Origin of the sequence: Bizionia myxarmorum, assembly GCF_008086205.1 — a bacterium.
GTDB classification, from domain to species: Bacteria; Bacteroidota; Bacteroidia; order Flavobacteriales; family Flavobacteriaceae; genus Algorimicrobium; species Algorimicrobium myxarmorum.
Genome location: NZ_VSKK01000004.1, coordinates 1 through 24065, shown reverse-complemented (window position 1 = coordinate 24065; position 24065 = coordinate 1). Strand labels below are relative to the sequence as shown.

Genomic DNA, 24065 nt, shown 5'->3' with positions numbered 1-24065 from the left:
GTATTAAATGAATTGATCACCAAATTTGTCCTTTACACGAAGTAAAGTTTCTTTTATTTCTTGTTCTTTAGATTTTGGGAAGATAAGTAAAACTTCCTTTTTCTCGACAACTATATAATCGTTTAAACCGTCTATTACAACCAGTTTTTTGCTTTCTGTTCTAATCATGTTTCCAGAAGCATTTTCGGTTAGGGTTTGCGCATTTACAATAGCATTTTGATTGCTGTCTTTTTCAAGTTTATCATATAAACTACCCCAAGTTCCCAGGTCATTCCAATCAAAAGTAGCTGGAAGCACATATACATTTTTTGAAGATTCCATAATGGCATAATCCACTGAAATGTTTTCTGATTTAGCATAATTTTCTGCAATAAACGCCGCTTCATTTTCGGTGTTATAGGCATCCATTCCCTTTTGAAAAAGTGCAAATAATTCAGATTGATTCGTTTTAAAAGCATCAATTACACTTGAAACGCTCCACATGAAAATGCCAGCATTCCATAGAAAATTCCCTTTGTTTATAAAGGATTTCGCTGTTTCATAATTTGGCTTCTCACGAAATTGGGAAACCGATTTAATTGGCGCTTCTGAAGATTTATCATATTCTATATAACCATATCCGGTATTTGGAAAGGTCGGTTTTACTCCCAAAGTCATTAAAGCATCCTGTTTTGAACAAAACTCAAAAGCCTGTTTCACATTACTAGTAAAGGCTGCTTCATCTTCAATCCAATGATCACTTGGTGCCACAATCATTAAAGCATCAGGATTTTCTTTCTGAATTTTTAAGGATGCATACAAAATACAAGGCGCTGTATTTCGCATAGCTGGTTCTAAAACAACTTGACGCTCGGTAACTTCAGGAAGTTGTTCCAGCACTAAATCATTATAGATTTCATTGGTAAGTATAAATATATTTTCTTTTGGAATGATGGTGCTTAAACGGCTAAATGTTTTTTGAATTAACGTATGGCCCGTTCCGAGCATATCGTGAAATTGTTTGGGGAAATCTTGTGTGCTAACAGGCCAAAATCGAGAGCCGACTCCACCTGCCATTAATATGGCGTAATAATTTTTATTCATTTAGTTTCATTTAATCTATACTAGAATTGTAATTTGAAATCATAATCCTAGTAAGATATTCATTAATCATTTAAAACTTCTACTTCTACATTTGGGTTGAAAAGATACAATTTTCCCGTTCTAATTTCAATACATTCAATTCGTTTAACACGTTTATTTCCTTTTTTAAAAACTTTGCCATTATAGAGTTTAAAAGTGGTGCCCATTGGAATTTGAAAAACATAGGTTTTATCATTTGGTGGATCAAATTGTTTCAAGGCGAAAGCCAACTTGACGTCTGTATCACTACTGGCTTTAGGGTTTTTAAAATGATTGGCCAAAAGCGGTAATAAATCCATAGGAAAAATATCAGGATTTAAAAACGGTAACATGAGTTTTTGGAAGGTGTGTTTCCACGCTTTACCATGTGGTTTAATGCCTTTCCCAAATGTTTTGTAAGCTTCAAAATGAGCTACTTCATGAATAAGCGTTATTAAAAATCTATAGGTATTTAAATTTGAATTGATGGTTATTTCATGTTTGCCATTTAGCAGCCGTCTATAGTCGCCATGACGCGTTTTGCGTTCGGGTTTAATTTTTATAGATAAATCATCATGATCTAGCAATTCACGGATTTGTGCAATAGCCGCTTCAGGAATATAAGATTTTAGGGTGTTTTCCATATTGCAAAATAAAGCAATTCTGCAATCATTTGTAAGTATAGTTTGGAGATAATTTTGGCTACTTTATTCGGTGGAAAGTTTTCATAAAAAAAGCCTATTTCAATTGCTGAAATAGGCTTTTTCCACTTAAATGGAGCAATCACTTTTTACTCCTTTGCTCCTTAATGGTATCTTTATCAATATCAAAATCATTAGTTTTAATATTGGTATTCCCTGTTGGATTTGTAGGGTTAGTTTGTTCCTTTGATGTTTTAAATTTTCTTTTTTCTTCTATAGTTCCCATAATATATCTGTTTTTAATGTTAACATAATTTACGAAATTTATGTTGTAATTACATTAAAACTATCTTAAAATCAATGTATTATATGTTAATTATTCCGCTTGAAGTACCGTGTATAAAATCGTTTTTATTGCAGATTTTGGAATTAAATAAGCTTACCTTTGCCACTAACTTTAGAAGTGGCATCTGTTTTATTAGATTATCACTTCACAAATAATATATATGTCATTTAGCTCATTAGGTTTGTCTGACGCCCTTTTAAAAGCGGTCAGTAATCAAGGTTATGAAACACCTTCACCCATTCAACAAAAAGCAATACCACCAATTTTAGAAGGTCGCGATGTTTTAGCATCGGCTCAAACTGGAACTGGAAAAACAGCTGGCTTTACTTTGCCGTTGTTACATATTTTATCTCAAAAAGAAACCTCTAGACAAAGACCAATTCGTGCTTTAATATTAACGCCAACACGAGAATTAGCGGCTCAAGTTCATGAAAACGTGAGGTCGTACAGTGAGTTTACAGATTTACGCTCTTTGGTCATTTTTGGCGGTGTAAATCAAAAACCGCAAGTTGCAGCGCTTAATCGCGGTGTGGATGTTTTGGTAGCAACACCAGGACGTCTTTTAGATTTGCAAAATCAAGGTGTTATTTCCTTAAAACAAATAGAAATTCTTGTTTTAGATGAAGCCGATAGAATGCTAGATATGGGATTCTTGCGTGATATTGAACGTATCATGGCTTTAATGCCTGTTAAAAGACAGAATTTGATGTTTTCTGCAACTTTTTCAAAAGATATTAAAAAATTAGCCAACGGTATTTTACGAAAACCGGTTATGGTGGAAGCAACACCTGAAAATACAACGGTGGATGCTATTTCCCAAAAAGTATATCGGGTTGCAAAAGACAAAAAAACAGAATTAATAATTAAGCTTATTTCCGAAGGTAATTGGAATCAGGTGCTTGTATTTACACGTACTAAACATGGTGCTAATAAATTGACCAAGAAAATGGTGAGTAGTGATATTACTGCTGCAGCCATTCATGGAAATAAAAGTCAAGGTGCTAGAACCAAAGCGTTGGCTGGTTTTAAATCTGGCAAAATAAGTGTATTAGTGGCTACGGATATCGCTGCTCGTGGTTTGGATATTCCATTATTACCACATGTAATTAACTTTGAGTTGCCTAATATATCGGAAGATTATGTGCACCGAATTGGACGTACGGGTAGAGCAGGAGCAAGTGGCGAAGCCATTTCTTTGGTAAGTGCTGATGAAACGACTTTTTTACGTGATATTGAAAAATTAGTAGGCGAACGCATTCCAGTGACTATTTTGGAGGGTTTTGAACCAGATCCAAATGCCTCAACGCAGCCTATTAAACAAGGTCAAGGTAGAAGTCAATCTTCAGGGCCTAAAAAATCCAAGTCTAACACGCCGCGAAATTCACAAGAAAATTCGTCTAGAAAATCATCTAGAGGAAGTGAGAGTCGTTCAACAAGCAGACGACCAAAAAGTAGAAGAGATTAAATATGACGGCAGAATTAAAAGCTAAAATCATACACGTTTGTAATACTAAAATAGCACAGAAAGGCGAGAACGTTGGCTTGTCTTTCTATGCCTTTTTTGCGAATAAAAATGATAATCCAAAAGTATTGATGGAAGCGGCCACTTGGTGGATTCAAACACATCAATTGGATCATTTTGAAAAGGCCGTAAAAATTAGAGATTTAGTACGTTAAATAATGGAACAGCAGCCAAATAACCCGTTACATGGTATAACGCTTGAAAAAATCCTTACAGATCTGGAAGCGCACTATGGATGGGAATATATGGGTCATACCATAAAAATTAGATGTTTTACAGATAAGCCATCTGTTAAATCCAGTTTAAAATTTTTAAGAAAAACCCCTTGGGCACGACAGAAAGTAGAATATATGTATCTGAAAATGCTAAAGAATAAAAAACGTTCTAGTTAAATTCCCAGCCAAAAGTAGATTGAAAGACATAATCTGACACGGAAGCGCCTTCTACAGGATTGCTGTCGTAGTTGTAGGTTAGTCCTAATTTGATGAAGAAATCTAGCGGTAAATCATATTTTAAATTCAGATTGTAATCGGCTCGGTACCGACCGGTTTCCGTTAAACTAGGATAAAAAGTTAAACCTGTTTTCATGCTAAAATCATTAAAGTCGAACATGTTTAAAGATATATTGGCATAAGCTTCCATGGAGTTTCGTTGAGTATTCAATTCATCTGAAAACTGCTCGTTATTATAACCTACACCGATGCCACCGCCAAAGTATAATTTATTAGTATGAATAAAATACTTTCCGAAACCGGTTTTTAGAGTAGATCTTAAACTTAATTTTTGTTCATCATTTGATAAGAAATTGGCTTCGGCAGAATAAAACCAATCATTTTTCATGAAATAGTTAAAACCTACACTGGCATCGGTTCGTTGTGTTTCATCCACGTCATCTTGATTACTTCGTACGGAATTATAACTGCCATTTAAAACCCATTTATAAGCGGTATAGCTTAAATTACTACTAACGGAGAACTGTTTTAAATTATTGCTTTTAGTAATGTTTAAACCTAAAGAAATGGATGCGGTTATTCGGGATAAGAAATCGTCTTTTATAGGTTTAATAAATACAATATTTTCAAGGGGTATGGTGATTTCCGTTTCATTTTCAATCAACGTAACTTGATTTTCTTCACCAGCTTTTGTATTCAATGAACTATTAACACGATTACCATTTGATAGGTTTAACAAAAAAGTTTGCTCACTGCGAATACTTCTAATGTCAACCCAAGTAATTTTAAAATTAGAATCACTATAACTCGTTTTTACGGTTAAGACTCCACGATCCATGGATTTGATTTCTCCAATAATTTTATCGTTATTTTTTAAAACAAGCGTGTCATTTTGGGACCATGACATTTGAGAAATAAAGCAAAAAAGAACGGCTACAAAATAGTTAAAAAGTGCTTTATTGTTCATGTTGGACTTTGAAATCATATAAAATAATTTATAAAATGCGAAGATAACAAATATGATGTTTTCGCTTTATTTTATAGGAGTTTGAACTTTTTTCAATAGAAATTTCACCACTAAAAAGCGTGCTAATAGTATGTACGGAAAGCCGTGTAAAACCACGTCAAACCAATCCATAAATCCCATGCCTTCAGCACCACCAATAATCCATTTTAATTTCCCCCAGATGTGAGGTTCTGGATAAAATGGAGCCAATCCCAGTGTTAAACATAGTAAAATTAATAGCTTCCAGTCGTTAAGGATTTTGAACATATTATATATTTTATGAAAGAATATGATTTACAAAGTTAGGAATTCCCTGAATACCTTCCTTCTTAATATGTGTTATAAACGCACTTCCAATTATGGCGCCTTTAGCATGTTTTGTGGCTTGTTTAAAGGTTTCGCTAGAAGAAATGCCGAAGCCAATTATTTGTGGATTTTTCAGATTCATGGCTTCAATCCGTTTAAAATAAGCCATTTGCTCATCTCCAAACCCAGATTGCCCACCGGTAACACTAGCGCTACTTACCATATAAATGAAACCGCTTGAAATAGAATCGATAAATTGAATGCGTTTTTCCGAAGTTTGTGGCGTTATTAAAAACACATTAATAAGTCCGTAGTTTTCGAAAATAGCTTTATACTTCTCATTATAAACATCTACCGGTAAATCTGGAATAATGAGACCGTCCATGCCGATTTCCTGACATTTTTCGCAAAAAGCTTCAACGCCAAACTGTAGAATGGGATTAAAATAACCCATTATTATTAAGGGAATGGAGACGGTTTGTCGAATATCTTTAAGTTGTTTAAATAGGATATCCGTAGTCATGCCATTTTTTAAAGCTTGAGTAGAGCTAGCCTGAATAGTGGGGCCGTCAGCTAATGGGTCGCTAAAGGGTAAACCAATTTCAATCATATCCACACCATTTTTCTCTAAATCTTGAATAATGCTTGCTGTGTCATTCAAGCTTGGAAATCCAGCTGTAAAATAGATAGATAGTAATTTTTTATCTGCTTGTAATTTTTTATTTATTCTGTTCATGAGGGCCTGTGTTACAAATTAAAATAATCACTGTAGGTACTTAAATCTTTATCACCACGACCGGATAAACTGACAACTACAATATCATCTGGTTTAAAGGTCTTTTCTTTAAATATGGCTAAAGCGTGGGCTGTTTCTATGGCGGGAATAATGCCTTCTAATTGAGATAATTCTAATCCAGCTTCCATGGCATCATCATCGGTGATGGCAATAAATTCCGCACGACCCGATTTAAATAAATGGGCGTGCATAGGACCAACTCCAGGGTAATCTAAACCTGCAGAAATAGAGTAGGGCTCTGTAATTTGCCCATCCGTTGTTTGCATTAATAAGGTTTTGCTTCCATGAATAATGCCTATTTTTCCCAAAGCAGATGTCGCGGCACTTTCGCCTGAATTAACACCTTTTCCAGCAGCTTCTACAGCAATAAGTTTCACTTTAGTATCTTCTAAAAAATGATAATAAGCACCTGCAGCATTACTGCCACCACCAACACAGGCTATCACATAATCGGGATTTTCTCGTCCTTCCTGTTCGTGCAACTGCCATTTTATTTCTTCAGAAACAATAGACTGAAAACGTGCTACCATATCGGGATAGGGATGTGGACCAACTACGCTTCCAATAATATAATGTGTATCCACCGGATTATTTATCCAATCACGAATGGCTTCATTTGTAGCATCTTTAAGTGTTTTACTGCCTGAAACAGCAGGAATAACTGTGGCTCCTAACATTTTCATTCTAGCAACGTTTGGTGCTTGGCGTGCCATATCGATTTCGCCCATATAAACAATGCATTCCAAACCCATTAAAGCACAAACGGTAGCCGTTGCAACACCATGTTGTCCAGCACCTGTTTCGGCAATAATCCGTTTTTTACCTAAACGCTGTGCCATTAAAATTTGGCCGATAGTGTTATTGATTTTATGGGCGCCCGTATGATTTAAATCTTCCCGTTTTAAATAGATTTTGGTTTGATATTTTTCTGAAAGTCGCTTGGCGAAATATAAAGGTGATGGTCTACCCACATAATCTTTTAGTAGCGCTTTGAATTCTTTTTGAAATTCTGGTTCCGCCATGACTTTTAAATACTTTTGGCGTAAATCTTCCACGTTTGGATAAAGCATTTCGGGAATGTAGGCGCCGCCAAATTCGCCATAGTAGCCTTTTTTGTTAATGTTGTATCTCATAATATTTAGTTGTTGTGCAATGGATTGACATTTTAAGATATGTTAATTTTGATGTACTAGTATCTGTTCTTAATAACATGTCCATTGCTCTAATTTATTTTTAAATTCTTCTAATTTCACACTGCTTTTTAATCCGGGTTCTATCTCAAATTTGCTGTTTACATCTATGGCATAGCAGTATTTGGAGACATCCAATTTTGAAAATTTTTCTATGTTTTTAAGTTCATCCAAACCAATGCCACCGCTTAAAATAAATGGTTTTGTAGATGGGTATTCATTTAATGCATTCCAATCAAAGGTGAAACCGTTACCGCCTGGTTGTTTTCCTTTAGTGTCAAACAAGAATTTACTCACCCTATTTTCAAAGGGTTTTAGCTGGTGGAAATTGAAAGTATCATCGACACTAAATACCTTCCATATCTCAAAATGTTTTTCGGCATTCAATGTTGCTGACTTATGGAGTTCTAAAATGAATTTTTCAGATTCATTTCCGTGCAGCTGAACCACATCCAAATTGTAATTATTAGCTATCATTATTATTTCTGATGGCGATGAATCCACAAATACACCAACTTTTTTAATGTTTGAAGGTAATTTTGGAATAATGCCATCAAAAAACCGTGCAGATTTTTTATAAAAAATAAAACCCAAATAATCTGGTTTTAACTTTGCTATTGCTTCTATATTCTCGAGGAATTTCATTCCGCAAATTTTGAGTTTCATTCCGCTAACGCTTTAATGAAATGAGCAGCACTATCTCCGGGGTTTTCACTTCGCATAAAATTTTCTCCTATTAAAAAACCTTTGAAGCCATAAGGCTTTAATACTTGAATAGCACCGGTAGAACTGATTCCGCTTTCAGATACTTTTATGAATTCGTTTGGAATTAAGAAACTTAATGTCATGCTTGTTTCTAAAGAAACTTCAAAGGTTTTTAAATTCCGATTGTTTACACCGAGCAAATCAAGACTTGGCATGATGGATTTTTGTAATTCTTCTTCATTATGAACTTCTAGTAGAACCTCCAAATTCAGGCTTTGTGCTAATTCTGAAAACGTCTTAATTTCGGCTTGTGTAAGAATGGCAGCAATGAGTAAAATAACGTCCGCGCCATAGGCTTTGGCTTCAATAATTTGGTAGCTGTCTATGATGAATTCTTTACGTAGTAAGGGGAGATTGCAGCTGGCTCTGGCTAGCAACAAATCATCTAATGATCCGCCAAAATATTTAGCATCCGTTAAAACAGACATGCCACAAACTCCCGCTTTTTCATAACCTTTAGCGACATCAAAAACATTTAAACTATCGTTAATCATGTGCTTGGATGGTGAGCGTCGTTTGTGTTCTGCAATTATTCCTGTTGTACTATTTTTTAAGTTTTTAACTAGTGAAAATGTTTCACGTTGAAATAAAACTGATTGCTCTAATTGTGAAACAGGAATGAGTTGTTTTTTAAAAGCAACTTCCCGATATTTATCTGCTACTATTTGTTGTAATATATCCATGTGTTTTCTTTTATTGAACGGCCATTTTATTTCTTGCTCAAGGCAATTAAGGTCTCAAAACGTTTTTTGGCGGCACCGCTTTTTAAAGAATTTTGTGCCAAAACAAAACTTTCAGAAATAGGCGTATTATTTACAGTTGAAATGGCAATAGCGGCATTGGCACATACCACATTGTTTTGAGCAATGGTGCCTTGACCATCCAATATATGCGTGAATATTTGCGCTGATGCGGCTACCGAATGGCCGCCATGAATGGCACCTTCCGTTAAAGTTTCAACCCCAAAATTAGAGGGGTTTATCATGTATTCTGCATTGTTATTTATGACTTTTGCTGAACCTGTAAGTGAAATTTCATCATAACCATCTAAAGCATGAACAATGCTGTAATTTTTAGCTGTATTTTGATAGAGGTAACTATACAAACGCAATAATTCCAGACTAAAAACACCAACCATTTGGTTTTCAGGAAATGCAGGGTTTACCATAGGACCTAACATATTAAAAAATGTTTTTACGGCTAAATCCTGTCTTATAGGCGCCACATGTTTCATTGCCGGATGAAATAAAGGTGCATGCATGATGCAAATACCGGCATCATCCAAACAGGTTTTTAAAAAGCCCACATCTTTACTGAATTTCACACCTAAATGTTCCAGTACATTGGAGGATCCGCAGGCAGATGATACGCCGTAGTTTCCATGTTTAGCGACATTTACACCCGCACCAGATGTTACAAAAGAGGCTAAAGTTGAAATATTAAAAGTATCTTTTCCGTCGCCACCTGTACCACATAAATCAATGGCATTATAGCCTTTTAAGTCTACAGGGATGCATAATTCTAATAAGGCATCACGGAAACCTTGTAGTTCGTCGATGGTAATGGTGCGCATCATGTATACGGTTAAAAATGATGCAATTTGACTTTGATTATAATCGCCATGAGACATATTTACCAAAACATCTTTAGCTTCCTCGCTGGAAATATGCTCTTGGTTTATAAGTCTGTTAAGTATGTTTTTCATCTTCTCGATACTATTTTTTCGTTTCTCAAAAATCACTCGAAGTGACGTTCTTCTCGATACTATTTTAATTTTTTTATAACTTTTTTAATTAAGCGATTAAGTCTTCAGCCAATTAGCAAGCATCTGTTTGCCATTTGGGGTTAAAACCGATTCTGGATGAAATTGTACACCACGAACATCATAAATTTTATGACGTAGGGACATCACTTGGCCGTTTTCATCATAAGAAGTGGCTTCCAAAACATCGGGTAAGTTTTCATGAACCACCCAAGAATGATAACGACCTACTTCCATCGTTTTTCCTAATCCTTTGAACAACGCTTCATCGGTTACCGAAACTGTTATGTGAGTTGCTACGCCGTGATAAACGGTTTCTAAATTGGTTAAGGTTCCGCCAAAAACTTCGCCAATGGCTTGTTGACCTAAACAAACACCTAAAATACTTTTATTGGGCGCATATTTTTGGATAATGGCTTTAAGCAATCCGGCTTCATCGGGAATCCCTGGACCTGGAGATAATACTATTTTATCAAAAGCTTCAACCTCTTCCAATGTTAATTGATCATTTCGTTTTACAGTGACTTCACAGTCTAAATCCTCTAAATAATGTACCAAATTATAGGTAAAACTATCGTAATTATCAATGACTAATATATGTGTGTTCTTTTTCATGTTTAAATTTCATTTGCCAATTCAATAGCTTTAGTTAGCGCGCCTAATTTATTATAAACTTCTTGTAATTCATTTTCGGGAACCGATTTGGATACCAAGCCTGCTCCAGCTTGCCAATGAAGCTGGTGGTTTTTACTTAAAAAAGTTCGAATCATAATGGCGTGATTAAAGTTGCCATCAAAATCCATAAAACCTATGGCGCCGCCATAGAAATCGCGACTGGTGGTTTCATATTTTTCAATAAGTTGCATGGCTTTATGTTTTGGTGCGCCACTTAATGTACCGGCAGGAAACGTATCTGCTACCATTTGCATAGTAGTGGTTTCAGGATGTTTTTTACCCGAAACTTTACTGACTAAATGAATAACATGTGAAAAAAATTGAACTTCACGGTAGGTTTCAACTTCCACCTGACTTCCGTGACGACTTAAATCATTACGGGCTAAATCTACCAACATAACGTGTTCGGCATTTTCTTTGGCATCTTCTGAAAGTTGCTTGGCTAAAACAGCATCTTTTTCATCGTTACCTGTTCGTTTAAACGTTCCTGCAATAGGATGAATTTCGGCCTTGTCACCTTTAACGATGAGTTGCGCTTCTGGCGAGCTGCCGAAGATTTTAAAATCGCCATAATCGAAATAAAATAAATAGGGCGACGGATTGATGCTTCGTAAGGCGCGATACACGTTAAATTCATCACCTTTAAATTTTTGTGAAAACTTTTTGGAAAGCACTAATTGAAACACATCACCTCGGGCACAATGTTGTTTGGCCAGTTCCACTTGTTCTTTATAGGCAGCATCTGTTAAGTTAGACGTGCTTTCTCCAGAGGTCGTGAATTTGAAAGCCGCAAAATTCTTGGAAGTAATGAGTTGTAAAATTTCATCAATATTATTCTCCGTATTAAAGCAATGTGCAAAAATATAGGCTTCGTTTTTATGATGATTAATAGCAATTATATTCTGATAAACAGCGTAATAAATATCAGGAATATCTTGATGGCCTTCTTTTTTAGCTATGGAAATATCTTCAAAATACCGAACGGCATCATAAGCCATATATCCAAAAATACCGTTGTTTATAAATTTGAAGTCTGTATCAGCATGAATTTTAAAGCGCTTGGTGAACTTGTGGATTTTATTAATCACAGCGCCTTTTTCAGAAATGTAATTGGATAATTGACTTCCATCAGGAAATGTTTGGATTATCTGTTCATTTTTAACCGAAATAGACGCTATAGGATTGCAGCATATATAGGAAAACGTATTATCATTGGCATGATAATCACTACTTTCTAATAGAATGCTATTTGGGAATTTATCACGAATTTTAAGATAAACGCTCACAGGTGTAATGGTATCTGCAAGAATTTTTTTGTAATGTGTGTAAAGACTGAATTTTTTCATAAAGTTTAGGCAATAAAAAAAGGCTTGTCGTGAATGACAAGCCTTTTTAAGTATGTTTAATTTAAATATACGTATAGGGTTAGATCACGAATTTTGAGTTTCGATTGTTCCACCACCAAGTATGATTTAAAATTGTGTTCATTTTTGTTTTCTGAATGTCAAATATAAAAATGAAAATGTAACTATCCAAAACTAATTGCATAAAAATGGTTTAAAAGTCAATGAAATAGTTGAAATGTAAGATATGACTGTAGTGTTACAAAACAAATTCGTATTTTTATACTTATGAAATATATGTGGTGCCTCTTTGTTTTACTGTTGTGGAATTGTAACAATTTTCCGGATAATCAACAGCTTATTGAAATTGACGAAACCGTTCAGACCTTTAAAGATAGCTTGCAAATACTGGATTTTGAGGGTTTAAAACCTTTACTAAATAAAACCGATAATACCATTTATGTTGTTAATTTTTGGGCCACGTGGTGTGCACCTTGTATAAAAGAATTACCAGCTTTCGAAAAAATAGGTCGAGATTTTGCATCTGAAAACGTAAAGGTACTTTTGGTTAGTTTAGATTTTCCGCATCAATATAACAGCAAGTTGAAACCTTTTATAGCTAAACATAACTTGCAATCGGAGATATTAGTTTTAAATGATACCGACGGTAATACATGGATTCCACAGGTAAATGCCGATTGGAGTGGCGCAATTCCTGCCACATTAATTTATAGTAATGATAAACGACAGTTTTATGAGCAAACGTTTACTTATGAAACGTTACAAACTGAAGTAGAACAATTTTTAAATAAATAGAACATGAAAATATTTAAAATAACGACATTATTTTTTGGGTTATTAGCTTTCTTCATACTAACAAATACGGTGGAAGCACAGGGCTATAAAGTTGGTGATATGGCAACCGATTTTAGTTTAAAGAATATAGATGGCAATATGGTTTCTTTAAAAAATTATCCCGATGCGAAGGGTTTTATAGTAGTTTTTACGTGTAATACATGCCCATATTCAGTGGCTTATGAAGATCGCATTATCGCATTGGATAAAAAATATGCTGCAAAAGGCTATCCTGTTATTGCTATTATGCCCAATAATCCAGATTTACAAAAAGGAGATAGTATGGATGCCATGAAAGCGCGTTCAAAATCGAAAGGGTTTACATTTCCTTACCTAATGGATGCTGGACAAAAAATATTTCCGCAATATGGCGCTAGAAAAACGCCTCATGTCTATGTCCTGCAAAAGGTAGATGCGGGGAGCCAAGTAAAATATATAGGAGCCATTGATGATAATTATCAAGATGTGAATGCCGTAAATCAAAAATATGCCGAAAATGCTGTGGATGCTTTATTAGAAGGTCGTGATATTAAAGAAAAACAAACGCGTGCTATTGGCTGTACCATCAAGAGATAAGGGGTTTTAGCAATAAAGATGTTGGAATGAATTCATAACGCGTGTGGTTTTTTTTCGTGTATTCCTTAATATGTAGTAATTTTGAGCAAAATATAATGACAATGGCAGATTTAACACAAAAAGCATGGCGTGAGCAATTGGAACAGGATAGTCAAGCGATTATTTTAGATGTCCGTACAGATGAAGAGGTTTCAGAAGGGATGATTCCTAACGCTATTCAAATGGATATCTATGATGCGCCGGCTTTTATGAGTAGTATTCAAGAGTTGGATAAAACAAAAGCGTATTATGTATATTGCCGTTCTGGTGCGCGAAGTGCCCAGGCTTGCTCCATTATGAATCAGTTAGGAATTGCCAACACCTATAATTTAGAAGGTGGTTTTACAGATTGGACCGGCGACGTTGTACAATCTTAAATATAAAATGTTATGAAAAAAATACTTTATTTTAGTTTACTAGTGTGCACTATGGTTTTGGTTGGTTGTAAAAACGAGCCTAAAAATGATGCTATACAAGTGGTTACAAGCGAAGAAATGCAAGCCCTTTTAGAAATGGATAATGTACAGTTGTTAGACGTGCGAACTCCAGAAGAATATGCAGAGGGGTATATTCCAGATTTTCAGAATATCGATTTTTTATCGCCAACTTTTGATCAAGATATTTTAAAGCTGGATAAGGATAAACCAGTTATTTTATATTGCAGATCTGGTGGTCGTAGTGCTAAATGTGCACAGAAAATGGTGGATGCTGGGTTTACCAAGGTTTATGATTTGCAAGGTGGCATTTCTAAATGGGAACATGATGGATTTGAAATTGTTCAGCCCTAATTAGCCATTGTTTCTTCTAGTTGCATTATAGCGCAAAGTCTCAAAGTCACAAAAACTCAAAGACACCACATCACAAATAGATGAAGTTAATAGTTTTTGTGTATTATTTAAAAGTAGTTATTGAAAAGTAAACCACACCATTTATGGTTTTTAGCTAGACGTTTTTATTAGCTAGTGGCTACTTTTGGTCTATCACCTTGTTCTTTGATTCCATCTTCAATCATTTCTTCCACTTCCTCTTTTTCTCCCTCATTTAGTGTTTCCACTTCCGATTCTTGAACATCTTCCTTTTCATTTATAAAGAATTCACAGAACAGTGGCAAATGATCACTACCAATAGTTGATAAGGTTTTAAAGTCTTGAACAAAAATATCTGATGTATGGAAAAATAGATCAATAGGAAATCTAAGCAGTCTATATTTAGCATGATAAGTAGCTATAAAACCACGACCTATTCTGGGATCTATCAATTTTGAGGTGTTTTTAAAAAGAATTGACGATTTAGCCCAAGCAACATTATTAAAGTCGCCAACAACAATTACAGGACCTTTGGTTTCTAAAACTTTCTTACCTATACAAAGCAATTCGCCATCTCGTTCCTTGGAATTGTCCTCTTCAGTAGGACTTGGCGGTGGTGGATGCACACCGAAAAAAGTAAATGATGTGCCGTTTTTGGTAACTACAGACGCTTCAATACTAGGCAAATCATCTGCTACAAAATAGTTCACTTTTATAGTTTTCACGTCTAGTTTGGTGTAAAAATGAATACCATACGTGTTTTCTAAAGCTACTTTTTTAAAGTTTGGATAATCCTTTTCAATTTTGGAAAGCCCATTTTCCCAAGCTTGATTCGATTCCATAGTGAGCAGAATATCTGGCTGCACTTTTTCAACTAATTTTATTAAATCGTCATACCGTTCATTGAATTGATACACATTAACCGATATAATAGAAATTGATTCAGAATTATTGTCGATATTTTCAGTTTTATTTCGCTTATAGGCCGTGGTATAAGGAAATAAGATGATTATATTATTAATTATGAGCCCTACCTGTATAAAAACGCTTGCCCAAAATAGAGGCGTTTTATCTTCTACAAAAAGAAGGCCTATTGCCAATGTTATGAGCAGAAGGAACATGACTTGTATCCTCCCAAATTCCCAAACCCGAAACATCCAGTGCTGATGCGGTATAAGGGGTAACAGACTAACGGTAATAAATAAGGCGGATAATATGTAATAGGTTAGTAACATATGAATTAGATAAACGAAAGCTTTTAATCTAAGTTAGATAAAAATTTTTAATTTGAAATGTACTCTTTAAACTCAAATTATCAACCCTGATTTGCACAGGGTTCCATTAATGATTATAGGTTATAAATTATTTTCAAAGGTTTTTAATTGGATGCTTGTTTCTATTCAATTTTAAAGGAAGTGCCGTAAATTTTACTTAAACCATTTTCGCCATTTTTAATATAATTTTTGAAATCTAAAATATTTTTAAATGTTTTAGGTGTAACCTGCTGTCGCTTACTTGTGAAATATAGAATTCCATTAGTTTCATCATAAAAAGGGCAATATTCCATATATTTTGAATTAATAGGAAGTCCTAAATTCGTGGATTTTTGCCAATTTCCATCGACATCTTTTTTGGAAATATATAAATCGCCACTGCCATGACCGTCTTCAGCATTGTATTTTGTAAATAGTATAAAATCTTCTTTCTTGGAAATAAACGCATTAAATTCATAACCGCTACTGTTGATGTTTTCGCTTAATAAAACCGGTTTTTGATAGGTGCTTTGCGCCCATTTAGACAAATAGATATCATCTTTCCCTAAACCTTCAGGAGAGTCCATGGTAAAATAAAGATTGTTATTGTCGCTAACGGAAGGGTAAAATTCATCTAAATTCGAATTAATTGGCAATCCCAAATTTTTAGGTTCTGATCATTTTTGATCTCTGGAATTTCGATCCACATACCAGATGTCAAAGTCTTTTTTTTCGGTTTGCTTAATATAAAGAGGTCTATCAGAGACAAAAAATAAGCGATTGCCGTTGCTAGATAAAAACGGTTCTAGATACATATAAGCACCGCAGAAAGGTAATAGTTCGGGTTCTAACCATACGTTATCTTCTTTCTTCATGGTGGCTATTTGTGAAATTTCGCCATTAGGACTTTGAAGTGTAAAAAACGCCTCCTTTCCACTTTCAGAAACACATAAGTCTCGAACATTATGAAATTGATTGAGGTTTTTATCAAATTGAAAAATCGCGTTGTCATTTTGTCCTAACAGGACATTTGCAAATAAAATGAAAGTCGTTATGATGATAGCTTTAATCATAATTTAGATATTAGCGGGAGTTGTTACGTGATTTTAATCCGTTAATTACGTTTATAAGTTGATTGTAATATAACTGTACTTATAGAATTTTTACGGGTGCTTTGTTTTCATCAATGGCCACAAAGGTAAATTCGCCTGAAACGGCTTTTTCTCTAAAATCCGTATACATTTCTTCAACATAAATATCTACTCGCACTTTTAAACTGGTATTCCCTACATGCGTAACATAGCCGCTTAATTCTATTATGGTTCCAGCGGGAATGGGTTTTTTGAAATCTATTTTATCACTACTGACGGTTACCATTTTTTGCCGACTAAATCGTGTGGCCGTAATAAAAGCAGTTTCGTCCATTAATTGCATAGCCGTTCCTCCAAATAAGGTGTGGTAATGATTAGTTGTATTCGGGAATACCGCTTTGAAAATGGTGGTTGATGAATTTTTTATGCGCTCTTCTATGTTCATACTACTTGTCTTTCTAGGGCTAAAAAGTGTGTTACATTTTCAGCATACAGAGGAATGATTTTAACTTCACATGTATAAGGCGAGTTGTCTTTTCTGTAATTGGTTATAATTTCTGTAAAAGGTTCTAATCGGTTTAATTTAGCTCGAAATTGCTGTTTGCTATCTGCAGAAGTATTTAGTCCTTGCAGAAATTTAGGGGTTTTATTAACGGCATACGTTTTAGAATATCCGGTCATTTTTGTGAAACCATCATTTACCCAAAGTATTTTTTGTTCAATATCCGTAATAATCAAGGCTTCAAAATCTTGATTTTCAAAAATAGAATCTATTTCGTTTTGCCATTTTTCTTTTTCTGCAAACAACTTAACCATTTTAATATCGTTTTCTGTTTTCAGGTCATCAAGCGTTTGTGAATATTGCTGACTAAAGATATCCCAACTTAATAATGGCATGTTTTTGGACTTGGAAGGTTTTATTTGATCCTTAACTTCCTTATATTCTTTGAAAGGCAAGGCAGATAAATACATATCTAAACACATCATTCTAGAGAGATTATATTTCATACTTTGTTGTTTTCTGGGTACAATTAGCGAAATTCAAATATAAGGCATTTATAGGCGCATTTATAGCTTTGAACTTATTCAAAAACACGATTTTTAAATTCTTTTCGCAATTGGTGATAATTTACTTTAGGCTCTTTACATATATAAATAGTTTGCCATACATGTTTTTCATCATCTGCATATGGATTGTAAATGCGCTTTACAGCCACAACAGAATTAAAAAAGGTTTGAAAAAAATCTATTCTAGCGTCACCATTGCTAAAAGCTATAATTGTTTTTGGTAAATCGCCTTCTTCTGCTGTCCAGAGATAAAAACTTCCATGATATGAAAAGGCTTTTGGAACCTGATATTTTTTCCTAAAAAGATTAACGCCGCCCGCTTGACTGTAATGTTTACCCCAAATTAAAGCGTATGTTTGTTCGTCAGCTGGCAGACTATCATAAACAGATTTTAAACTCAGCATAGTTTTTTCCCATTTCGATTCTGAATAATATTCGGTATATGTTACTTCATAACGATTATCTTTTTTTTCTATTCCTGCAAATTTTATAAAGGTTTTCAATGGTAACACGGCTAGTCCGAATGGTATTAAAATAATACCAGACAAAGCAAGTAATGTTGTTGCTGGATATATAATCCATTTACGTTTTGTTAGAACTTTTTGTTCAAACCATATGCTCCCGAAAATCAGCAGCGTTATCATAGCAGGATAAAAATAATAGGCCTTGCTTTTATTACCTGCCAAAAGTATTATGGATATTAATATAGTGAAGGCTATAGGGCGGTATTTGTAATTGTTCTTTGCGGTTAACATATAAAAAAAACCTGCCAACCAAAAGACGGCCGTTACAGGATTTAAGGATATGATTATATTTTTAAGAACACCCAAGATAGTTAGTTTGTCTAATTGGGTTTCATAAAGTCGCGCAAACATGTCCAGAACCGGAAAATCGTGAGTGTATTGCCACAACACATTAGGCGTTATTATAACTATAAATAGTAACATGTATTTCCATATATCCTTTTGTAAGATGGCTAATCTTATCCGTTTAAAAAACAGCAAACCGGTTAGTCCTGCAATAAAGAAAAGAATGTCATATTTGGTAAGAAACCCTAAACCAAGACCGACGGTTAGGTATAATAAATGTTTTTTTTCAAAAGTTCGAATATAGTTAACCATTTGATAAAACGAAAAAAGCCAAAAGAAATGTGTAAAAACTACAGGTTGAAATAATTGATGACCTCGGCCAAAAGCGGGTGCCGTTAAAACACAAAGTAATACTATAAATACAGCTTTAGATTTGCCGCCTAACTTAACGGTTATGAGTGCAATAAGTATTAAAATGAAAAAAGAAGCTAGGTGCGAAAAGATGTGGTGTACAAAAACGGATGACGAATGAAATTGATTTTGAATAAACGCCAGCCAGCCAATAACGGGTGGGAACTCCATATAACCAAAACTGGGATGGTTTCCAGTTTCAATGTGTAATAATTCATCACCTTGAAATCCGGAGTTGGAATCAGCAATAAGATGAAGTGATAGTTTTACCAGGCAGAAAAAAGCTAAAATCAGAACAATTTTTCTTGAAAGCATATAAGTTGATTATCTGATAATTATATTTCTACCTGTATTCAAATATAAGCGATTTACACTTTTTCCCGGCGATTTAATTTTTTAGTTTTTTCAAATATGGGAATAATATACATTTGGATTTAAACAGATTTAAATTTCCAAAAATTATTTTTAGGCAAAGGCGCCTGAAAGGTTTGGATGTCTTCAGAACCAGCAATTTTATAGCTTAATTTCCAAGCATGAAGACATATGGCAAGTGGCAAGTAGTCTTGATCTGAACCATATTTTTCATCCCCTATAATAGGAAGTCCTATATGAGATAATTGCGCTCTAATTTGATGAAATCGGCCAGTAGTTGGTTTTACTTCCAATAAATAACCATGCTCGTTTTGGTCTATAACTTCGTAAGATAGTCGACATTCCAAAGTGTCTTTGGATTCGCTTTTAACAATGTCTGCTCTTTTTTCTAAATTATTTTTCACCAAAAAATGATTTAAATGCTCTTTGTTTTTAGAAGGCTTTTTAGAAACAATTGCCAGATATGTTTTTTGAACTTTGCGGTTGCTAAATAAATTATTAAAGTGAACCAGAATATTCTTTTTCTTGGCGAAAATAAGCACGCCACTCGTAACCCGATCTAATCTATGAATAACGCCAATATAAGGTTTTGGGTTATTTAGTAAAAGGTAGTCTAAAACTTGATCCTCCACCGTGTTATTTTCAAACGGGTTTTTCTCACTTATAAGTCCAGCCTCTTTGTTTACAACTAAATATTTGCTGTTTTCATATAATACTTCAAGATTCATAATACGGTTTTCTAACATATCTAAGCATTAAAGATACTATAGCTATGGGTGTTTTTACTAATTAAGATGCACATTTTTTTTGCAAATGGGCGTCTTCGAAAATAAAAAATAAAACAAATTCAATTAATGAATTTTTAAATACTGTTTATCGAAATGTTTAAGAAGAAAAAATCTATCAGCAAACTGATAACCGAGAGAAATATAAAATTGTAATTATTATTAATTCAAAAATATCAACTAAATTGTCAACTAAAAAAATAAAACCCTGTAAATCAATGATTTACAGGGTTAAAAGTGGAGTCGGAGAGAATTATCCGTTTTATTATTTATTTTTACTGTTTATAACAATACTACGGGATTTTTAGGTTTTTGTAAGAATATCTTTATGTTTGTTTTCAATTGAAATGATATCGAAATATATCCTAATTGTCACCTAATTTGTCACCTCTTTATTCCTAGCAAAATGACTTATACCTTTTATCTTAAAGAAGCAAACACCAAAAAAGAATCCTTAATATATTTCTCATGCTATTTCAAAGAAGAAAGAAAAAAGTTTGTCTATTCTACTGGTGAAAAAATCAAACCTAAAAGTTGGGATAAGGAAAATAATAGACCGTTTCTAAAAGGTGCTAATAAGGATATTAATTCATCAACCATTAATCTTCAGCTGGGGAGGTATGCTGAAGCTTTTATGGTTGATGAATCTGATTGCAAAAGGATGGAGCAAGAGTTCACTTCAAAATATATAAAAGACTGTTTTAATGTTCGTTTTAAAAAAAGTGCTCAAAAAAGTAACAGATTTTTTGAAGTCTATAAGGATTTTACAACAGAGAAAAACCTACATAAGGAATGGAAACCATCTACTATTAAGCGTTATAAAAATATAAAGAACCTTCTCGAAGATTTTGAGAAAGAAAAGTCCTATAAACTAACTTTCAGTAATATTAATGAATCATTTTATAGCCAATTTGTAGATTTTTGTTATACCAATAGAAATCACTATACTAATACACTTGCAAGAAATGTTGGTTTGATAAAAACGTTTATGTATTGGGCTTTAAAAAACAATTATACATATAATGATGTATTTATTAATTTTAAAAAACCGAATCGTGTTGTCACTAAAGAAGAAGCGCTAACGCTTGACCAAGTTGAAGAATTATTCAACTATGAATGCAAATCTAGAAGTTTGGAGAAAGTTAGAGATGTCTTTGTCTTTCAATGCTTAACAGGTTTACGATTTGGCGAGCTGAAGAAGGTTAATAAGAGAGTAGTTTTTGATAACTGTATCTTTTTGAAAGAGGAAAAGGATTCGAGTAAAGAAGAGCGACAAATTCCTCTATTTGAAATCACTAATTATATACTTTCTAAATATGATTATAATCTACCTTTATTATCAAACCAAAAACAAAACGAATATATTAAAGCAATTCTAAAAGAAGCCAAATTTGATTATGATGTTGAATTTACACGCATTAAAGGTGTAAATCAAACAACTATTGTTAAGCCTTTTTATAAAAGAGTTTCAACTCATACAGCACGAAGAACATTTGTTACTATTATGAGAAATAAAGGCGTGGCCGACAAAACTATAATGAGTATTACAGGTCATAAAGATCAGAAAACTTTTAACATGTATCACAAAGTAGATAATAATGCTAGGTTAGATGCTGTTAGATCAGTTTTCGGAAGAATAGAGTTACCTAAAATAAAAGCGATATAATTATAATATGCACGAAAAAGAACTAGAAGGTTATTCAACAGATATTTACGGTTACCAATTTATAGGATTATTAAATGGAACGGACATTGATATTGATATTTTCGATAAAAAAACGATAGAAGCACTAATTGAGAGAAAAGTTTTTACACCATTTAAAGAATTTTTAGATTTTTTTGACCCTGATGATTCTACTGAATTTGACGTTATGATTTTTTATGATAGTAAATGCTTTGAGTTAAATCCTGTTCTTGTTGCCGAATTATATAATATCATGGAAAATATTGCAGGCACAAGGGGATTGTTTTTAGAACATTACGTGGATGAATTAATGTTAGAAACTCACGCTATCGTCGGAAAGAAAGCAAAGAAAAAATTTCTCAAAAAGCGTTATAAAAAAGAGTTTCCAAAAAACATCGATTTCCGTGCATACTCGACACTTGTCGAATGTGAGGCTGTTCTATTCGATGTCAATATATCTTGGTATGAAAATTTTCAACAATTCTTCCTTCCTCAAGAAATAGGGGTTTTTTTAATAAAGTCTTATTTAACCCATAAAAATAATGAATTCTCTTTCAATGATGATGTACAGGATTTTTCTAATTTAATTCTTCAAAAGCATGAAGATAAGGATGATATAGAATTAGATGATTTGATTAATGACTGGCGTGATTTTAGTGTAAAGGAATTAATTCTAAAAGAAATTTTATGGTTAATAGATGAGATAGATAATAAGAACAAACCTCCTACGATGGAAGACCTTGATTTTGATAAAGATTATTTGGATGATAATATAGTGGATAACTTATCGGAAATGTCTCTTACCGCATCTGAAGTAGCTTATTATATTTTTTATAGGGAATATGTAAGTGAGAAGATAATAGAATCTAAAGACCTAAAAAGAGTTGATTATTGGAATTTAATAGGTAAGAAATTTAAATGTAGTGGACCTAATATTAGAAAAGTACATGGGAAGCTATTGAATGATAAAGAATACAGATTAAAAGCAACGTTAAACCGAAAAAAGATGCTGGTGAAAATCTTACCATTTTTATCAGAAAATGCTAGAAAACAATGCGAAAATGATTTAAAAGTAATTGAATTAAATTTATAGTACCTACTACATAGTTACTTCACCAGGTTTTCAAGGTTAATCCAATATAGTTTAGCGGTATTATTAATCGTAAAACTATATAAATGAAAACAATTTTTCAAGTTGAAGAACTTACTAAACAAGAATTACTAGGTCATATAGATGCCCTATTTGAAAAGAGACTCTCTCCTTTATTCTCTACAAAAGAAAACACCAAACTCTCCATTAGAGAAGCTGCTGAAGAATTAGGTGTGGTGGAATTAACTATCCATAATTACATTAAGAAAGGTATTCTACCCGCCTTTAAAATAGGAAGACGTGTGTTTATAAAACGTCGAGACTTTGACGTGGCTTTATCTGAAGTTAAATCTTTAAAATATAGAAGATAATGGTGAGGACTAAAACAAATATATCAGCTATGCAAAAAGAACTTTTAAAAGCTATCAGAATTGAGAAAAAGCGCTGTGAACAATTATTAGCGCAAAGTAGCTCAAGCGTTCAACTTAAAAAAATCACAGAATTAATATTAAAATATCTTGATTCCTTAAGTGGGGAAGTAATTGCTATGGGTAACATTAAAAAATTCAACTCAATACGACCCCAAAGGTCTAATCTTTTAAAGAATATCCAAGAAAATAGTTCAGCTTCCAATAAAAAAACATCAAAATTAACATCGTCAAAAATATTACAAAACAATATGAGTAATTTAAGTAAAAGAACCTTGAAATTAAATGCTATTGCCTCTGAAATTAATGAAATGATCATTAGAGATCCTGAAATCACGCAAATATTTTTGGTATTAGATATTAAACCGTCTCAAATTACTCGACCTGGAGCATTAAGAGGTAAATTGTTTTAATAATGACAGAATCTACATATTTAAGAATAGGCACCGAATACTTTAAGAAAGCTTTGGTGCCTTTGCATAGCGGGGACAAATGGAGTACGCTATTAAAATGGAAAAAAGGGGAAATAATTACAGATGAAGGAAAGGATTATTTAGATGAAATTGAAAAATATAATGGATTTTGCTTAATACCATCACATATAAGTTACAAGCAAGATATTGATGGATTCTATAATGAATATGAAAAGTTACATCATGAATTTTTAAGTGGTGATTTTAACAAAACTAAAGCCTTCTTAAAACACATTTTTGATGAGCATTATGAAATAGGTTTAGATTATCTCACAATTCTATGGAAGCATCCCACGCAAATACTACCAATTTTATGTTTGGTAAGTGAAGAGCGCAAAACGGGTAAAACGACGTTTTTAAATTGGCTAAAACTAATTTTTCAAGGTAACATGACTATTAATAAGAATGAGGACTTTAGAA

Annotated in this window: 30 protein-coding genes and 1 pseudogene; 12 read left to right on the top strand and 19 right to left on the bottom strand. The window is 33.5% G+C overall.

What is annotated here, in order from left to right; genetic code table 11:
- Positions 1–3 precede the first annotated feature (3 nt).
- From ES674_RS13025 to ES674_RS15440, 3 genes are all read right to left on the bottom strand, one after another.
- Positions 4–1083, bottom strand: coding sequence for a mannose-1-phosphate guanylyltransferase (locus ES674_RS13025; protein WP_148404688.1), 1080 nt, complete (start codon positions 1081–1083; stop codon positions 4–6).
- 62 nt (positions 1084–1145) lie between these two features.
- Positions 1146–1745, bottom strand: a complete 600-nt coding sequence (locus ES674_RS13020; protein WP_148404686.1) for a SprT-like domain-containing protein — start codon at positions 1743–1745, stop codon at positions 1146–1148.
- 139 nt (positions 1746–1884) lie between these two features.
- Positions 1885–2028, bottom strand: coding sequence for a hypothetical protein (locus ES674_RS15440; protein ID WP_170234018.1), 144 nt, complete (start codon positions 2026–2028; stop codon positions 1885–1887).
- A gap of 220 nt (positions 2029–2248) precedes the next feature.
- Between ES674_RS15440 and ES674_RS13015 the strand changes: the two genes are divergently transcribed.
- From ES674_RS13015 to ES674_RS13005, 3 genes are read left to right on the top strand one after another with little or no spacing between them, the layout of a single operon-like run.
- Complete coding sequence (locus ES674_RS13015) at positions 2249–3553, top strand: DEAD/DEAH box helicase (protein WP_148404684.1); 1305 nt, start codon at positions 2249–2251, stop codon at positions 3551–3553.
- 2 nt (positions 3554–3555) lie between these two features.
- Entirely contained in the window at positions 3556–3765 is a 210-nt protein-coding gene (locus ES674_RS13010; protein WP_148404682.1) for a DUF6500 family protein, read from the top strand.
- Between the two features lie 3 nt (positions 3766–3768).
- Positions 3769–4002, top strand: coding sequence for a VF530 family protein (locus ES674_RS13005; RefSeq protein WP_148404680.1), 234 nt, complete (start codon positions 3769–3771; stop codon positions 4000–4002).
- On the opposite strand, the gene ES674_RS13000 is transcribed toward ES674_RS13005, so the two are convergent.
- The 9 genes from ES674_RS13000 to ES674_RS12960 all read right to left on the bottom strand — a co-directional run bounded on the left by ES674_RS13000 (position 3995) and on the right by ES674_RS12960 (position 11908).
- A complete protein-coding gene (locus tag ES674_RS13000; protein WP_246126056.1) occupies positions 3995–5047 on the bottom strand; it encodes a DUF481 domain-containing protein in 1053 nt (350 codons plus the stop codon). The two genes, ES674_RS13005 and ES674_RS13000, sit on opposite strands and share 8 nt — an antisense overlap.
- 48 nt (positions 5048–5095) lie before the next feature.
- Positions 5096–5335, bottom strand: coding sequence for a hypothetical protein (locus tag ES674_RS12995; RefSeq protein WP_148404678.1), 240 nt, complete (start codon positions 5333–5335; stop codon positions 5096–5098).
- Between the two features lie 10 nt (positions 5336–5345).
- Complete coding sequence (trpA, locus tag ES674_RS12990; protein ID WP_148404676.1) at positions 5346–6110, bottom strand: tryptophan synthase subunit alpha; 765 nt, start codon at positions 6108–6110, stop codon at positions 5346–5348.
- 11 nt (positions 6111–6121) lie between these two features.
- Positions 6122–7303: a tryptophan synthase subunit beta gene (gene trpB, locus ES674_RS12985; protein WP_148404674.1), complete on the bottom strand. Its 1182-nt coding sequence runs from the start codon at positions 7301–7303 to the stop codon at positions 6122–6124.
- Between the two features lie 69 nt (positions 7304–7372).
- Positions 7373–8026 carry a phosphoribosylanthranilate isomerase gene (locus ES674_RS12980; protein WP_148404672.1) on the bottom strand — a complete coding sequence of 218 codons (654 nt, stop codon included), beginning with the start codon at positions 8024–8026 and terminating at the stop codon, positions 7373–7375.
- The gene (gene trpC / locus ES674_RS12975) at positions 8023–8808 is read right to left on the bottom strand and encodes an indole-3-glycerol phosphate synthase TrpC (protein WP_148404670.1); all 786 of its coding nucleotides are present in this window, start codon (positions 8806–8808) and stop codon (positions 8023–8025) included. The genes ES674_RS12980 and trpC overlap by 4 nt, the downstream gene beginning before the upstream one ends.
- 26 nt (positions 8809–8834) lie before the next feature.
- Positions 8835–9830: an anthranilate phosphoribosyltransferase gene (gene trpD, locus ES674_RS12970; protein WP_148404668.1), complete on the bottom strand. Its 996-nt coding sequence runs from the start codon at positions 9828–9830 to the stop codon at positions 8835–8837.
- 96 nt (positions 9831–9926) lie between these two features.
- Complete coding sequence (locus ES674_RS12965) at positions 9927–10502, bottom strand: anthranilate synthase component II (RefSeq protein ID WP_148404666.1); 576 nt, start codon at positions 10500–10502, stop codon at positions 9927–9929.
- A gap of 2 nt (positions 10503–10504) precedes the next feature.
- A complete protein-coding gene (locus ES674_RS12960) occupies positions 10505–11908 on the bottom strand; it encodes an anthranilate synthase component I family protein (RefSeq protein ID WP_148404664.1) in 1404 nt (467 codons plus the stop codon).
- Between the two features lie 285 nt (positions 11909–12193).
- On the opposite strand from ES674_RS12960, the gene ES674_RS12955 reads away from it, so the two are divergent.
- The 4 genes from ES674_RS12955 (at position 12194) to ES674_RS12940 (ending at position 14163) form a co-directional block, all read left to right on the top strand.
- Positions 12194–12721, top strand: coding sequence for a TlpA disulfide reductase family protein (locus ES674_RS12955; RefSeq protein WP_148404662.1), 528 nt, complete (start codon positions 12194–12196; stop codon positions 12719–12721).
- 3 nt (positions 12722–12724) lie between these two features.
- Positions 12725–13336, top strand: coding sequence for a thioredoxin family protein (locus ES674_RS12950; protein ID WP_148404660.1), 612 nt, complete (start codon positions 12725–12727; stop codon positions 13334–13336).
- Between the two features lie 101 nt (positions 13337–13437).
- Entirely contained in the window at positions 13438–13752 is a 315-nt protein-coding gene (locus tag ES674_RS12945; protein WP_148404658.1) for a rhodanese-like domain-containing protein, read from the top strand.
- A 12-nt stretch (positions 13753–13764) separates the two neighbouring features.
- Positions 13765–14163 carry a rhodanese-like domain-containing protein gene (locus ES674_RS12940; RefSeq protein WP_148404656.1) on the top strand — a complete coding sequence of 133 codons (399 nt, stop codon included), beginning with the start codon at positions 13765–13767 and terminating at the stop codon, positions 14161–14163.
- Between the two features lie 167 nt (positions 14164–14330).
- Here ES674_RS12940 and ES674_RS12935 read toward each other — a convergent pair whose 3' ends face one another.
- The 7 genes from ES674_RS12935 to ES674_RS12910 form a co-directional block, all read right to left on the bottom strand.
- Positions 14331–15281, bottom strand: coding sequence for an endonuclease/exonuclease/phosphatase family protein (locus ES674_RS12935; RefSeq protein WP_246126055.1), 951 nt, complete (start codon positions 15279–15281; stop codon positions 14331–14333).
- A 296-nt stretch (positions 15282–15577) separates the two neighbouring features.
- A complete protein-coding gene (locus tag ES674_RS15660) occupies positions 15578–16090 on the bottom strand; it encodes a hypothetical protein (RefSeq protein ID WP_246126054.1) in 513 nt (170 codons plus the stop codon).
- 21 nt (positions 16091–16111) lie between these two features.
- On the bottom strand, positions 16112–16507 hold the full coding sequence (locus ES674_RS15655) for a hypothetical protein (RefSeq protein WP_246126053.1): 396 nt from the start codon (positions 16505–16507) through the stop codon (positions 16112–16114).
- Positions 16508–16586: 79 nt separating this feature from the next.
- The gene (locus ES674_RS12925; protein ID WP_148404652.1) at positions 16587–16970 is read right to left on the bottom strand and encodes an acyl-CoA thioesterase; all 384 of its coding nucleotides are present in this window, start codon (positions 16968–16970) and stop codon (positions 16587–16589) included.
- Positions 16967–17533, bottom strand: coding sequence for a PAS domain-containing protein (locus ES674_RS12920; RefSeq protein ID WP_148404650.1), 567 nt, complete (start codon positions 17531–17533; stop codon positions 16967–16969). Before ES674_RS12920 ends, ES674_RS12925 begins: the two co-directional genes overlap by 4 nt.
- A gap of 74 nt (positions 17534–17607) precedes the next feature.
- A complete protein-coding gene (locus ES674_RS12915; protein WP_148404648.1) occupies positions 17608–19128 on the bottom strand; it encodes an ArnT family glycosyltransferase in 1521 nt (506 codons plus the stop codon).
- A 119-nt stretch (positions 19129–19247) separates the two neighbouring features.
- Positions 19248–19913: an RluA family pseudouridine synthase gene (locus ES674_RS12910; RefSeq protein ID WP_246126052.1), complete on the bottom strand. Its 666-nt coding sequence runs from the start codon at positions 19911–19913 to the stop codon at positions 19248–19250.
- Positions 19914–20376: 463 nt separating this feature from the next.
- Here ES674_RS12910 and ES674_RS12905 point away from each other — a divergent pair, with 463 nt between their 5' ends.
- The 5 genes and pseudogenes from ES674_RS12905 to ES674_RS12885 form a co-directional block, all read left to right on the top strand.
- Entirely contained in the window at positions 20377–21636 is a 1260-nt protein-coding gene (locus ES674_RS12905) for a tyrosine-type recombinase/integrase (RefSeq protein ID WP_148404647.1), read from the top strand.
- A 7-nt stretch (positions 21637–21643) separates the two neighbouring features.
- Positions 21644–22747, top strand: a complete 1104-nt coding sequence (locus ES674_RS12900) for a hypothetical protein (protein WP_148404645.1) — start codon at positions 21644–21646, stop codon at positions 22745–22747.
- 83 nt (positions 22748–22830) lie between these two features.
- Positions 22831–23115 carry a helix-turn-helix domain-containing protein gene (locus ES674_RS12895; protein ID WP_148404643.1) on the top strand — a complete coding sequence of 95 codons (285 nt, stop codon included), beginning with the start codon at positions 22831–22833 and terminating at the stop codon, positions 23113–23115.
- A gap of 29 nt (positions 23116–23144) precedes the next feature.
- Entirely contained in the window at positions 23145–23585 is a 441-nt protein-coding gene (locus ES674_RS12890) for a hypothetical protein (RefSeq protein WP_148404641.1), read from the top strand.
- A gap of 2 nt (positions 23586–23587) precedes the next feature.
- Positions 23588–24065: pseudogene (locus tag ES674_RS12885) on the top strand (helicase); the annotation flags it as partial.